Annotated in this window: 12 protein-coding genes and 2 pseudogenes; 8 read left to right on the top strand and 6 right to left on the bottom strand. The window is 71.3% G+C overall.

Annotation, left to right across the window (positions count from 1 at the left end):
• Positions 1-336 precede the first annotated feature (336 nt).
• The 3 genes from AC0NH5_RS36500 (at position 337) to AC0NH5_RS36490 (ending at position 3,158) form a co-directional block, all read left to right on the top strand.
• Positions 337-1,482, top strand: coding sequence for a trypsin-like serine protease (locus AC0NH5_RS36500; RefSeq protein ID WP_474411803.1), 1,146 nt, complete (start codon positions 337-339; stop codon positions 1,480-1,482).
• Positions 1,483-1,534: 52 nt separating this feature from the next.
• Positions 1,535-2,125, top strand: a complete 591-nt coding sequence (locus tag AC0NH5_RS36495) for a TetR/AcrR family transcriptional regulator (RefSeq protein ID WP_474411802.1) — start codon at positions 1,535-1,537, stop codon at positions 2,123-2,125.
• A gap of 139 nt (positions 2,126-2,264) precedes the next feature.
• Positions 2,265-3,158, top strand: a complete 894-nt coding sequence (locus AC0NH5_RS36490) for a class I SAM-dependent methyltransferase (protein WP_474411801.1) — start codon at positions 2,265-2,267, stop codon at positions 3,156-3,158.
• A 90-nt stretch (positions 3,159-3,248) separates the two neighbouring features.
• Here the strand turns inward: AC0NH5_RS36490 and AC0NH5_RS36485 are convergent.
• The 4 genes and pseudogenes from AC0NH5_RS36485 to AC0NH5_RS36470 all read right to left on the bottom strand — a co-directional run.
• Positions 3,249-3,404, bottom strand: a pseudogene (locus AC0NH5_RS36485) (transposase); the annotation flags it as partial.
• 339 nt (positions 3,405-3,743) lie between these two features.
• Complete coding sequence (locus tag AC0NH5_RS36480) at positions 3,744-4,328, bottom strand: YrhB domain-containing protein (RefSeq protein WP_474411799.1); 585 nt, start codon at positions 4,326-4,328, stop codon at positions 3,744-3,746.
• Between the two features lie 61 nt (positions 4,329-4,389).
• Entirely contained in the window at positions 4,390-5,076 is a 687-nt protein-coding gene (locus tag AC0NH5_RS36475) for a CBS domain-containing protein (protein WP_474411797.1), read from the bottom strand.
• A 246-nt stretch (positions 5,077-5,322) separates the two neighbouring features.
• Positions 5,323-6,273: a TerC family protein gene (locus AC0NH5_RS36470; RefSeq protein ID WP_474411795.1), complete on the bottom strand. Its 951-nt coding sequence runs from the start codon at positions 6,271-6,273 to the stop codon at positions 5,323-5,325.
• A 210-nt stretch (positions 6,274-6,483) separates the two neighbouring features.
• Here AC0NH5_RS36470 and AC0NH5_RS36465 point away from each other — a divergent pair.
• The 4 genes and pseudogenes from AC0NH5_RS36465 to AC0NH5_RS36450 form a co-directional block, all read left to right on the top strand.
• Positions 6,484-6,753, top strand: a pseudogene (locus tag AC0NH5_RS36465) (helix-turn-helix transcriptional regulator); the annotation flags it as partial.
• Between the two features lie 211 nt (positions 6,754-6,964).
• Positions 6,965-7,816 (top strand): oxidoreductase, encoded by an 852-nt coding sequence (locus tag AC0NH5_RS36460; RefSeq protein WP_474411793.1) that lies wholly within the window; start codon positions 6,965-6,967, stop codon positions 7,814-7,816.
• 49 nt (positions 7,817-7,865) lie between these two features.
• A complete protein-coding gene (locus AC0NH5_RS36455; protein WP_474411791.1) occupies positions 7,866-8,774 on the top strand; it encodes a LysR family transcriptional regulator in 909 nt (302 codons plus the stop codon).
• A 51-nt stretch (positions 8,775-8,825) separates the two neighbouring features.
• Positions 8,826-10,064 (top strand): cysteine desulfurase-like protein, encoded by a 1,239-nt coding sequence (locus AC0NH5_RS36450; protein WP_474411789.1) that lies wholly within the window; start codon positions 8,826-8,828, stop codon positions 10,062-10,064.
• A gap of 238 nt (positions 10,065-10,302) precedes the next feature.
• On the opposite strand, the gene AC0NH5_RS36445 is transcribed toward AC0NH5_RS36450, so the two are convergent.
• Both AC0NH5_RS36445 and AC0NH5_RS36440 read right to left on the bottom strand, forming a co-directional pair.
• Positions 10,303-11,739, bottom strand: a complete 1,437-nt coding sequence (locus AC0NH5_RS36445; RefSeq protein ID WP_474411788.1) for a dihydrolipoyl dehydrogenase family protein — start codon at positions 11,737-11,739, stop codon at positions 10,303-10,305.
• Between the two features lies 1 nt (position 11,740).
• Positions 11,741-12,298, bottom strand: a complete 558-nt coding sequence (locus AC0NH5_RS36440) for a hypothetical protein (RefSeq protein WP_474411786.1) — start codon at positions 12,296-12,298, stop codon at positions 11,741-11,743.
• 100 nt (positions 12,299-12,398) lie between these two features.
• Between AC0NH5_RS36440 and AC0NH5_RS36435 the strand changes: the two genes are divergently transcribed.
• Positions 12,399-12,983, top strand: a complete 585-nt coding sequence (locus AC0NH5_RS36435) for a TetR/AcrR family transcriptional regulator (RefSeq protein ID WP_474411784.1) — start codon at positions 12,399-12,401, stop codon at positions 12,981-12,983.
• Positions 12,984-13,129: the final 146 nt, after the last annotated feature.

Here is a 13,129-nt window from a genome sequence, read left to right as displayed (position 1 = left end):
CTAGCTTCGATGCAAAGCTTGTTAACAATGAACTCATCGCCTACTGTTAACAACAACATCAGTAAGGCGAGGTCACGGCTACAGCAGCCTCCCGCCGCATTTCGGATCCCCTTTCCATGCACTGTTGCGCTTTCACCGCGGATCAACAGGACGCATCGCCGAAAACCCGCGTCGCGATTCCTTGTCGGACAACGGGAGCTCCGGCCGACGCGGAGGTCCAGGCGGACCGGCCAGGTCTGCCTCGCGCCTGGCAACGACGGCCCCTGGACACACCTGCATGCATCGCCTACCCCCCGCCGCGCGTCCCCCCGCGCGTGCCGAGCGAAAGGCAGAGGATTGACATTCAGCAAGCGCCTCGGCGTCACCATCGGCGTCGCCCTCCTCGCAGCGACCGCACCGCCGGCCATGACCCCGGCCGCCGCCACACCGCCGGCACCGGACCATCGATCGGTGAACTTCCAGTTCCCGGAGAATGCCCGCGCACAGATCCCCCTGGTTCAGGCCGCCGGCGCTATCCGCACCGAGCTCGAACGCCGCAGCTATCCCGGCTACGCCGGGATCGAGCTCGAGGACGGGCAAGTGGCGGTGTGGTGGAAGGGACCGGTGCCGACCGCGGTCCGGCAGGTCATCAACGCCGCCCGGTCGACAGCCCCGGTACGCGTCGGCGCCGCTGAGCACTCCCTGCGAGAACTACGGGTCGCGGGTGCCCGGCTGCGGTCGGCGTACGCCGCACAGCAGCCACGGATCAAGTACGCGGTGGACGGCAGCAAGATCGTGGTCGACATGATCAAGCAAACGACCGGCACCCGGCAAACCCCCGACGTCGGCGTGCCGGTCCAGATCGTCGACCAGGGTGAGAAGCTGCTGACCAGCCGACGCGACGACTGGGCACCCTGGAAGGGCGGCGCCGACCAGATCAACGGCAACTCGCGTTGCACGACCGGCTTCCCGGTCCGCAACGGCAACAACGAGCGGTTCATCCTGACCGCCGGGCACTGCGGCAGCAACGGCAACCAGATCCGCGACGGTGCCGGCGAGTTCATGGGCACGTTCACCGCGGACAACGACGGCCACGACATCGCTCTGATCAGCACGCCGGGCAACGTGGACAATGTCATGTACGTCGGCGGTCCGGACAGCAACGTCGTCACCACCGTGGCCGGCTGGGACTGGGTGTTCCCCGGCGAGTACCTCTGCCAGTCCGGCGGGTCCTCCGCCCGCGACGTCGGCGGTCCGGTGTGCGGCCTGCGGGTCGAGAGGTTCAACACCGACTCGGGGGACGCCGTCGAGGCACGCCAGGTCGACGGCCGGCCCGCGGTCCGCGGGGGCGACAGCGGCGGGCCCGTGTACGGCCCGAGCGCCGGCGGCGGTGTGATCGCCAAGGGCATCAACAACTACACGTACGTCGGTAACAACACCATTCTCGGCTTCCAGGACTTCGGCACCGCAACCCGCGACTACGGCATCTGGATCGTCGAGTAGTACCCGGCACTGCCGCCGCCTCGATCATCGGAATGACTAAACTCAGCTTCCGATGGAAAGCACCAGGTCCTACCACGAAGCCAACCGGGACCGCCTGCGCGCCGCCCTGGTGCAGGCGGCCCGGGAACTCGCGGTGACGCACGGATGGGCGAACGTGCGCATGGCTCAGGTGGCCCGCGCCGCCGGGGTGAGCCGGCAGACGGTCTACAACGAGTTCGACAGCCGGGCCGGGCTCGCGGCGGCCCTGGCACTGCACGAGATCGAGCAGTTCACCTCGGACGTACGAACGCGGCTGTTCACCCACGGCGCCGACATCCGGGCGGCCGGACACGCCGCGATCCTGCACACCTTGCAGGAGGCTGCCCGCAATCCTCTCGTCCACGCCATTCTGACCAGCGGCCGAGGTGGATCCGACGAACTGCTGCCCTATCTGACGACACGGGCCGAAACACTGCTGACCGCCGCCGGATCGGTGATCGAGGAATGGGCGACCGCGCATCTGCCGGACGTCGACCCGGCCACAGCGACGCTGGCGGCCGAATCCATCGTGCGACTCACGGTCAGCCACATCATCCTGCCGCTCACCTCGCCGGCGGAGGCCGCCGACGCCCTTGCCGAGGTTTTCGTACGCCTGCTCCGCTGACCGGCTGCCGGCCCGACCGCGGCCTCATGCGCGGAGGGCCGGCGCAGCCACCGTGGGACGCCTGAGAAGCTCCCGGCACCTTGCCGACGCGGCCGACAAACCCGTGGCGGCCGGCGGGCTGAAGCCATAGCGTCGCGTCGTGATCTATCAACATCCTTTGCATTACCTGCTCGGGCTTGAGGGCGTCGCCCTGCTCCGAACGTTCGCCGGTGATCACAGCCGTGAGTTCGGTGAGGCTCGAATCACGGAGATCCGCCGGCTGTTGGACAGCCCCGAGCTGGCCGGCGAAGGCGTCACGGCCATGGCGGTGGACACGGTCGCCGGCTACCGCATCTGGTCGACGACATACGACCAGCCGGGCAACGGGCTGTTCGGCCCCGAAGAGGCATTCGTGCACGACGTCATCGACGCCCTTGCGGCGGGCACGGCTCTCGACGCAGCCTGCGGCACGGGCCGACATGCCCAGTACCTCGCGGCGCGAGGCCATCGCGTCATCGGCGTGGACAGCTCGCCCGAGATGCTCGCCCGCGCTCGTGAACGCGTTCCGGCAGCAGAGTTCCGTGAGGGCGAACTGCACGAACTACCGTTGCCCGACAACCATGTCGACATCGCCGTGTGTGGACTCGCTCTGGCGCACCTTCGCGACCTGCGGCCCGCCTTCGCGGAACTTGCCCGCGTGTTGCGCCCCGGCGGCCATCTGATCGTCACTGATGTCCACCACGAACTGGTGGCGTTGGGCTCGGTGCCCCACGTCCGTTCGGCCGCTGGTGAGCCGCAGCTCATTCCGTCATACCGGCACCGCGCCAGTGACTACCTCAACGCCGCCTTGCCGCGTGGCCTGCACCTGCGACGCTGCGAGGAGCCTGGTCAGCCGGCCATGCACGAGCAGGACCCCATGGTTGACGACATCACCACTCACGCGTGGGATGACTGGCCGTGGTCTCTGCTCGCCATCACGCCGGCTGCCTTCAGCGCCGCCTGGAACGGAACACCCGACCTAGTCCTCTGGCACTTCCAATTGGCTGACGCCTAGAGCCGCCGAGCCGCTCCGGGAGCACGATTGATCCGCAAGGCGTCCCTATGCCACCATCGGTGCCGGTTCGGCGGGGTGCCGCTGCTGGGCGCGGGTGAGCCGACGGGTCATCAGGGTGATGGTCGCCCAGGTGATGTGGGCTTCGGAGTGTTCGGGGCGTTCGTAGTCACGGGCGTTGCGGCGGGCGCGCATTAGCCAGGACAGCGACCGTTCCACGATCCAGCGGCGGGGCAACACCTTGAACCCGACCTGGCCCGCTGCGGCACCAGCGACAACCAGCCCAGAGCACCACGCCCGTCACCGCTCATCTCGCGAGCGTACAACGGGCCCTAAACCGATCTTGAAGTAGCGAGACAGGCACTGAGATCTGCAGTCGAAGTCACTCCTCCCGGGCGCCCGCCTGCTGATGACCGCCCGCCGCGGACACGGCCTGCTGGTATCCGCACCAGCCGGACAGCCTTCGAAGCTGTCGCCGCCAAGACGGAGGACGGTCGCTGAAGCTGCTGCGGATCCGGATCGGTCACGGGCGTCCAGGTCCACTTGCGGCGGTGGGTCCGGCAGACCTGGCCACCGTACCGGTGAGGACTACTGATTACCCGGTCGCGTGTCACGGCGCCCGCTGTCGACAGTGGGTGACGCGTCGACGGGACCGGCCAATGTCGTGATCGGCAGAGGGGAAGACGAGGACAGTTGCCGGCGCAGACGGCGTACCAGGTCCGCGGCGGGCTCAGTGTTGTTACGCAGAGCGTCGACATACGCCTTGGCTTCCTGGATGGCCAACTGCGGCGCTTGAGCGCGAAGGTGCCGCAGCGCTGCCATGAAGCCGTCGCGTTGCAGGACGTCCTGGACAGCGGCTCGCAGCGGGTCCGGCGGCTCCACGCCTCTCACCTGCTCGAGGTAGAGGTCTGCCCACGGCTCCGTCACATATGTGGTGACGGGGATGTGGTGGATGCTCCCGTCCTGCCGGTCGACGAGATATGGACCGTTACCGACGAGCATCGTTCCGGGATCCCGGGAACGGATGTACTCGACGGATTGCCAGAACACCAGCCAGCCGAGCGGATGTTCCTCGACGTCCATGACCGCGACGTCCGGGTATTTCGGTGATCCGTGCCGATGCTTCGACAGGAGAGCTTCGACCAGCACGACGGCACGCTCTCTCGTGATCACGTCAGGGATCATCCAGCATGCCAGTGGTGTGGTCATCTTCCGGCTGTCCTCGCCGGCGTGGTCAGGCGACGTAGAAGACACCCGCGCCGGTGGTGTCGGTGTCCTCGAACGCCACCTCCAGTTTGTCGATCACCTCGACCACGCCGGCCACCTGGCGGGTTAGGCGCAGGGCCAGGTTGGCGGTCGAGCGACGGTCGACCGGCCCGGTCAGCGTCACCACGCCACCGGTGACGGCGATGCCGATCCGGCGGGAGCCCTCGGGCAGCAGCGCGTCGAAGACGTCCGTGGTGACGTCCGCGCTGATGGCGTCGTCCGGCCGCAGGTGGACCTTGAGCAGATCGCCCCGGGACACGATGCCGATCAGCCGGCCCAGGTCGTCGACGACCGGCAGCCGTTTGACCTTCTCGGCGTCCATCAGCCGGGCCGCGGAGGCGATGGGTGTCCCGCTGAGCGCCACGACCGGCGGGCTGCTCATCAGGTCGGCGGCGATGCCCGCGTGCGCCTTGGCACGTTCGCTGCGGCGACGGCGGCCCTGGAAGAGCCGGGGCTGTTCCTCACCCGCGTACTCGATCTTGCGGAGCAGGTCGGCCTCGGAGAGGACGCCGACGACGTGGTGGGCCTCGTCCACCACCGGCACGGCGCTGAAGCGGTGCCCGATCAGCAGGTCGACCACCTCGCGGTAGGAGGCGACCGGCTGCGCCGACACGACCGCCTTGGTCATCACGTCGTCCACTGTCCACGCTGTCACAGCAGCCTCCTCGCTCGTCCCCTGTGACGGTAGGAGCACCGGCCGGTGCCGGGCAGGGCCGAAAGACCCGGACGGTCCCGGCCCGTCCGGCATCTCTGGCCCTGCTCGTGCCCGGCTCACCGACGAACGTCCACGCCGTCGCGGCCGTCGTGGCGAAGGTGGCCACGGTGGAACGTGTCGAGGTGATGCCGTTCCACCGGCTCGGCGCCCAGAATCATGCCGCTGGGCCTGCCGCTCCCGCTGCGCTCAGTCCGCCGCGCCCACCTTCTCGGCGGGTGCGGCCGTGCCCGCGGTGCTGCGCAGGCTCCATCCGATCGACACCGCGATGGTCACCACGATGACGCCGAGGGTCAGCGGGATCGGCAGTTTGCCGACCGGGGTCTCGGAGAGGATGAGCTTGACGCCGGCGAAGGCCAGCAGCACGGCCAGGCCGTAATGCAGGTGCACGAAGCGGCGCAGCAGGCCGGCCAGGCAGAAGTACAGGCTGCGGAGGCCGAGGATGGCGAAGGCGTTCGCCGTCCAGACGAGAAACGTGCTGGTAGTGATCGCCAGGACGGCGGCGACCGAGTCGATGGCGAAGACGAGGTCGGTGGCCTCGACGGCGATCAGCACCACGAACAGCAGGGTGGCCACGCGACGGCCGTCGACGCGCGTGACGAAGCGGTCGCCGTGAAAGGCGGGGTCGGTCGGCACGAGCCGGCGCACCAGCCGGACGACCGGGTTGCGGTCGGGCGGGGTCTGCTCACCGGACCGGAACGCCATGCGGTAACCGGTGTAGATGAGGAAGGCACCGAAGACGTACGCGGTCCAGAAGAACGTCTCGAGCAGCTCGGCGCCGACGAAGATGAACACCAGCCGCATGGCCAGCGCGCCGACGACGCCCCAGAACAGCACCTTGTGCTGCAACGCGGCGGGAACCGCGAAGGCCGAGAAGATCAGCGCGAAGACGAAGACGTTGTCGATGGACAGCGCTTTCTCGATCAGATAGCCGGCGTAGTAGGTGCCGGCCACCTCGGAGCCCTGCCACCACCACAGCACCACCCCGAACAGCAGACCGGCGCCGATCCAGACGGCCGACCAGGTCGCCGCCTCCCGGAAACCGATGACATGGTTGTCGCGGTGCAGGAACAGATCGACCGCCAGCATCAGCGCGACGGCGCCCATCACGAGGACCCAGGCCCACCAGGGCACGGACATGGGGAGACTCCCTCCGACCAGGCCGGCCGCACGGGCCGGCGTCACCGGTCGAAGGTCTCCCCGGACCACCGCGACACCGGTGGCCGCGTCACCGGGAACCGATCCGCCCGGGTCCGTATTGACGGCGACGCGTCGTGCTTCGGGTACTCCCCCTCGAACTGCGAACCATTATTCACGAAGTACAGTTCCCATGACAAGGGAGGAGGCGCCGTGTCGAACTGGACGTTCCTGACCAACCATGCGCACGTGCTGCTCGCCATCGCGCGCGACCCGGACGTCCGGCTTCGCGACGTGGCGCAGACCGTGGGCATCACGGAGCGCTCGGCGCAGGCCATCGTGGCGGACCTGGAGGAGGCGGGCTATCTGCGCCACAGCCGGGTCGGCCGCCGGAACCGCTACACGGTCAACCCGGCCGGCCCCTTCCGTCACCCGGCCGAGGCCGACCGGCGCATCGGGGACCTGCTCGCCCTGTTCACCGCACCGTCCTCCGACGACAGTGACCCGGACCGCCCAGGACAGGCCGGGACGCGATCCGGCGCCTCCACCAGGGCGGAGGAGAACTCGACACGTCCCGACGGTTCGCGCTGACAACCGACGGCTATCACGACGGGTCTTGGACGGCGTCCGCGCCGCGGTCACAGGATGGGTGCCGGCGGCTGCGGGACCGCGCCGCCGGAAGGAGTTCACCGTCATGACCCACAGCAACAGCGCGGGCGGCCGGGTGTGGGTGATCACCGGGGCGAGCAGCGGGTTCGGCCGGGCCCTCACCGCGGCGGCCATCGCGGCCGGTGACGTCGTGGTCGGCACCGCCCGGCGGGTCGAGGCGCTCGAGGATCTGGTGGCGGCGCATCCCGATCAGCTGGAGGCCGTCCGGCTGGACGTCACCGACCAGCAGCAGGGCGCCGCGGTGATCGCCGACGTGCGGGCGCGGTACGGGCGCGTCGACGTGCTGGTCAACAACGCCGGCCGGGGGCAGGTCGGGGCTGCCGAGGAGACCACCGACGGCGAACTGCGCGAGCTGTTCGACCTGCACGTGCACGGCCCGGCGGCGCTGGTGCGGGCGGTGCTGCCCGGCATGCGGGCGCGCGGCGGCGGGGCGATCGTGCAGATGTCGTCGTTCGGCGGGCAGGTGGCCTATCCGGGCTTCTCCGCGTATTGCGCCACCAAGTTCGCCCTGGAGGGCTACTCCGAGGCCCTGGCCGCCGAGGTGGGCCCGCTCGGCATCCGTGTGCTGATCGTCGAGCCGGGGGCGTTCCGCACCGCGTTCTCCGGTGCGGGGCTGGTGGAGAGCGCGGAGCTGGCGGCTTACGCGGACACGGTCGGCCCCACCCGGCGGATGATCAAAGGTGTCGACGGCAGCCAGCCCGGCGATCCGGCCCGGGCCGCCGCCGCCATCCTGACCGCGCTGGCCGCCGGCACCACGCCGTTGCGGCTGCCGCTGGGCGACGATGCCGTCGACGGGATCCTGGCGCACGTCACGTCCGTCCAGGACGAGGTCCGCGCCTGGGAGAAGGTCTCCCGTGCCACCGCCTTCGCCGCCTGATCAGGCCGGGCGCGTTGGCGCCCGGCCCCGGCCGTGCTACCAGTGATCCATGGATGTGCATCTGCGGGACCTGCGGTACTTCGTCGCGGTGGCCGAGCATCTGCATTTCACCCGGGCGGCCGAGGAGCTGTTCGTCAGCCAGCCGGCGTTGTCCAAGCAGATCAGGGCGCTGGAGACGCAGTTGCGGGTGCCGCTGTTCGTCCGGGACCGGCAGCAGGTGCGCCTCACCCCGGCCGGGGTGGCGCTGCTGCCCGGGGCACGGGCGATGCTGGACGCCTGGCGGGCCGCCGAGAACGACCTGGCCGAGAGCGCGGCGCGGCAGGCGTCCACGCTGGTCGTGGGCATGGCCACCGGTATGGGCCGGGGCCTGCTCCCGGCCGTACGGGCCCGGCTCGCCGACCTCGCGCCGCGGGCCCGGCTGGAGCTGCGCCAGGTGCGCTGGGACGACGCGACCGGCGGGGTCGCCGCGGATGGGCCGGCACGCAACGACGCGGCGTTCCTGTGGTTGCCGATGCCGCGGATGGAGCGTTTCGAGTGGCTGACCGTGGCCGTGGAGCCGCGGCTGCTGGCCATGCCGCCCGGGCACCGGCTCGCCACACGTGCCGGCCTGCACCTCGACGACGTCCTCGACGAGCCGTTCCTCGCGTTGCCGGCGGTGGACGGCGTCACGCGCGACTACTGGCTGGCGGCCGACGCCCGCCACGGGCGGCCCGTGGTCGTCGGCGCGGAGGTCGCCAACGCCGAGGAGACGGTCGAGGCGCTGGCCGCCGGTCTCGGCGTGTGCCTGGTGGCGGCCGGCAACGCTCCGCTGCTGAGCCGGGACGGCATCGTGACCCGTCCCATTGCCGGTGTCACCCCCAGCGAGCTGGTGCTGCTCTGGCGCCGCGGTGACGATCGCCCGCTTCTGCGTCACTTGCGCACCGCGGTCCGGGAAGCCACGGCTGCCCTGCGGCTGTAGCCGGCTGCCGCCCGCACACCTACAGTCGATCACGGGTGAAGAGGCGGCCCGGTGACCGCCGCACTACTGCTGAAAGCCGAGCTCATGGCCATCGACGTGACCGCCCTGCGGGCGCATTTCCCCTCCCTCGACTCGGGCCTCGCCTTCTTCGACGGCCCGGGCGGGACCCAGACCCCGCGGCCCGTCGGCGAGGCCATCGCCGCGACGCTGACCGGCCCGCTCTCCAACCGGGGGGTGATCAGCCGGTCCGAGCTCAACGCGGAGCGCGCCGTCGCCGAGTTCCGCGCCGCCTGTGCCGACCTGCTCGGTGTGCCGGCCACCGGGGTCGTGCACGGGCGCAGCGCCACCCAGCTGACGTACGACTTCTCCCGCACCCTCGCCAGGACCTGGCAGGCAGGCGACGAGATCGTCCTCAGCCGGCTGGACCATGACTGCAACGTCCGGCCCTGGGTCCAGGCCGCCGAACGCGCCGGGGTGACCGTCCGCTGGATCGAGATCGACGGGACGACCGCGGACCTCGACCTGGATTCGTTCCAGCGGGCACTGTCGCCCCGGACGCGGCTGGTCGCGGTCACGGCCGCCTCCAACGTGCTGGGCACGAAACCGCCCGTCCGCCGGATCGCCGACCTGGCCCACGAGGCCGGCGCCCTGGTGTACGTCGACGGCGTGCACTACGCCGCACACCACCTGGTGGACGTGCCGGCGATGGGCGCGGACCTGTTCGTCTGCTCCCCCTACAAGTTCCTCGGACCGCACTGCGGGGTGCTGGCGGCGGCACCCGAGCTCCTGGAGAGCCTCCACCCGGACAAGCTGCTGCCCTCCACCGACACCGTGCCGGAGCGCTTCGAGCTCGGCACCCTGCCCTACGAGATCCTGGCGGGCGTCACCGCCGCCGTGGAGTTCCTGGCCGCGATGGGCTCGGGCACGCAGCCCAGCCGCAGGGAGCGGCTCGCGCACTCCTTCGATGCCCTGCACGACCACGAGCGGGTCCTGCGGACGCGACTGGAGGACGGCCTGCGTGCGGTCGGCGACGCCGTCACCCTGCACTCGACCGCCGCCGACCGCACGCCGACCCTGCTGATGACCCTCGAGGGCCGCGACGCCCGCGAGGCCCAGATCCATCTGGCCGCGCGCGACGTGCTGGCCCCGGCCGGGTCGTTCTACGCCTATGAGCCGTTCGCCGCGCTGAAGCTGACGGATCCCGCGCTGCGGGTGGGCCTGGCGCCGTACAACACCGCCGACGACGTCGACCGGTTCCTCGACGGTCTCTCGTCCTTCGTCCGCGGCTGACACGGAGCCGCCTGACAACGGACCTGGCGCGGAGCCGGGTGACACGGAGGGGTCTGCCGTTCGCGAGGACGGCAGCGCGCATGAGCCGGCGGCCGCCGACGGCCGCGGCTTACGCCTGGCCGGCGCCGGCCCGAGACCCGGGACCCGCATCATTCGCAACCTCGGCGCCCCGCGCGCCGCCGTCGTGCTGGCGCTTGCCGCCGGCGCTGCTCCCGGGCCCGTCCTCAGCTGCTTGGCGTCAGCGGCCGTACGCCTCCAGCAGGCGCAGCCAGATCTCGCTGACCGTGGGGAACGCCGGGACGGCGTGCCACAACCGGTCCAGCGGCACCTCGCCGGCGACCGCGATCGTCGCCGCGTGCAGCAGTTCGGCGACGTCCGGGCCGGCCAGCGTGCAGCCGACGATCACCTGCCGGTCCTCGTCGACGACCATCCGGGCGCGCCCTTCATATCCGTCGGCGTGCAGGGCCGAGCCCGCGACGGCGGCCAGGTCGTGGTCGACGACCCGGATCCGGAGGCCGGCCGCTTCGGCGGCGGCCGCGGTCAGGCCCACCGAGGCGATCTCCGGGTCGGTGAAGACGACCTGCGGCACGGCCCGCTCGTCGGCCGTGGCGGCGTGCCGGCCCCATCGGCCGTCCTGGACCGCCTCGCCGCGGGCGCGCGCCACGATCACGTCGCCGACCGCGCGGGCCTGATATTTGCCCTGATGGGTGAGCAGGGCGCGCCGGTTGACGTCGCCGGCGGCGTACAGCCATCCGCCGGCGGCGGGTGTCCCGTCCGCGCCGACGACCCGCATCGTGTCGTCGACCGTGAGCCAGGCGCCGGGTTCCCGGCCGATCCGGTCGAGGCCGAGGTCCCTGGTGTTCGGTGTGCGGCCGACCGCGACCAGCAGTTCGTCGGCCTCCACCTGGTCGCCGCCGGCGAGCGTGAGGCGGACCGTGCCGTCGCTGTGCCGGGTCACCGACGTGGCCTCGGCACCGGGGCGGACCGACACACCGGCCGCCCGCAGTGACCTGGTGACCAGCTCACCGGCGAAGGGCTCCGCCGACGGCAGCACACCGTCGCGGGCCAGCACCGTCACCGCCGACCCGAGAGCCGCGTACGCGGTCGCCATCTCCGTGGCAACGACGCCACCGCCGATGACGGCGAGCCGGCCGGGAACCTCCTGCGCGGCGGCCGCTTCCCGGCTGGTCCACGGCACCGCCTCGCGCAGGCCGGGGACGTCCGGGACGAGGGCGCCGCTCCCGGTCGCGACGACCACCGCGTGCCGGGCGGTGAGCGTGAGCCGGGCGCCGTCCGCGCCGGTCACCTCGACGACCCGGTCGGCGCTGATCCGCCCGTGGCCGCGGTGCAGCGCGATCCCGGCCGAGTCGAGCCACGAGACCTGACCGTCGTCGGCCCAGTCGGCGGCGAACGCGTCGCGCCGGCGCAGCACGGCTGCCGCGTCCAGTTCGCCCGTCACGGCTTCGCGGGCGCCGGGCACCCGGCGGGCCGCCCGCAGCGTGGCCGCGCTGCGCAGCAACGCCTTCGTCGGCATGCAGGCCCAGTAGGAGCACTCGCCGCCGACGAGTTCCCGTTCGACGACGGCCGCCGTCAGGCCGCCTCGCACGACCCGGTCGGCGACGTTCTCACCGACCGGCCCGGCGCCGATCACTACTACGTCGTACGCCAGCCGCATGTCAGTTGCCTTTCGCCGCGCGGCCGAGGCGGAGGGCCGCGATGAGGAAGAAGATGGCGCCGGGGACGGCGTAACCGGCCGCGTTGGCCAGCGCGGGGTCGGGCGCGGAGGCGGCGGCGATGAACGATCCACCGGCGAGCACCGAGAGGCCGCCGCTGATGATCATCGGCCACTGGCCGCCCATCCGGCGGCGGGTCACGCCGACGAACAGCTGGACGACACCGGCCACCACCGCCCAGGCGCCCCACACGCGCAGGACCGCCGGGGCGCCGGACGTGGCGGCGACGGCCAGGCCGATCGCCGCGAGCAGGCTGACCGCGACGTTCGCGTAGAGCAGGGTGGGTGCTCCGGCTGCCCGCGACGCGCGGGCGTCGACCAGGGCGGCGGCCACGTCGAACAGCGGGTAGAGCACGAACAGCGTCGCGGTGAGCGGGTTGAGGTCGCCGGCCAGCGGGATCGTCACGAGCGCCCAGATCAGGGCGAACGCGAAGCGGATGAAGTACAGACGCCGCAGGGCGGCGGCCGTCGCGGAGATGCCGGGGGTGGTGACGGTGCTCATGACAACCTCGAGAAGGTAGAACGAACGTTCTGTCTCGGCAGACTATGGCGGGCCTTCGAGCACTTGTCAAGAACGAACGTTCTGTCGCTACCATGGGCGCATGGCGAGGACCGACACCGAGACCCGGCCGTCCGAGGCGCGCCTGCGGCTGCTCAGCACGGCGTCCCAGATCTTCTACACGGAAGGGATCCACGCGGTCGGGGTGGACCGGATCGTCGCCGAGGCGAAGGTCACCCGGGCCACCTTCTACCGGCACTTCCCGGGCAAGGAGGATCTCGTCCTCGCCTATCTGCAGGCGGCCGACCAGGCCATCCGCGGTCAGGTCGAGACCGCCGCCGCCGGCCTGCCCGCGGGCGACGCCGTCCGGGCCGTCGCGGCGACGATCGCCGACGGCATCCGCTCCCCCGGTTTCCGCGGATGCGCCTTCCTGAACGCCGTCGCCGAATACCCCGATCCGGCCAGCGCCGTGCACCAGGCGGTCCTCGCCCACCGGCGATGGTTCCTCGACACGATCAACGCCTTGATGGCGCGCGTCCAGGAGGATGCGGCCGAGCCGGCCGCACAGCACTTCGTGATGCTCCGCGACGGCGCGATGGCGGCCGGCTGCCTGTTCGACCCCGACGTGATCTGCGAGACCTTCCTGCGCGGCGTCGACGGACTCGTCGACACCCATGCCGCCCGGTAACCGTCCTGATCGCCCGGATGGGGCCGTGACTGCCGGGAAGCCCAGGCGCCCGAACCGATCGCCGGTCCACCTCCTTTCACCCGGATCAGCCGACATCCTCGCGAGCCGTCGAGTGCCTCAGGCCCGCGCGGGCGCCGAAGGGCCTT

Source organism: Actinoplanes sp. 13 (assembly GCF_056134165.1).
This window is presented reverse-complemented; position numbering and strand designations above follow the sequence as displayed.

Excerpts from the sequence above, each read along its gene's own strand:
- AC0NH5_RS36495 (WP_474411802.1), top strand. The coding sequence starts at position 1,535 with ATGGAAAGCACCAGGTCCTACCACGAAGCCAACCGGGACCGCCTGCGC.
- AC0NH5_RS36470 (WP_474411795.1), bottom strand. The coding sequence starts at position 6,273 with ATGTCCGTGCCCTGGTGGGCCTGGGTCCTCGTGATGGGCGCCGTCGCG.
- AC0NH5_RS36460 (WP_474411793.1), top strand. The coding sequence starts at position 6,965 with ATGACCCACAGCAACAGCGCGGGCGGCCGGGTGTGGGTGATCACCGGG.
- AC0NH5_RS36455 (WP_474411791.1), top strand. The coding sequence starts at position 7,866 with ATGGATGTGCATCTGCGGGACCTGCGGTACTTCGTCGCGGTGGCCGAG.
- AC0NH5_RS36445 (WP_474411788.1), bottom strand. The coding sequence starts at position 11,739 with ATGCGGCTGGCGTACGACGTAGTAGTGATCGGCGCCGGGCCGGTCGGT.
- AC0NH5_RS36440 (WP_474411786.1), bottom strand. The coding sequence starts at position 12,298 with ATGAGCACCGTCACCACCCCCGGCATCTCCGCGACGGCCGCCGCCCTG.
- AC0NH5_RS36435 (WP_474411784.1), top strand. The coding sequence starts at position 12,399 with ATGGCGAGGACCGACACCGAGACCCGGCCGTCCGAGGCGCGCCTGCGG.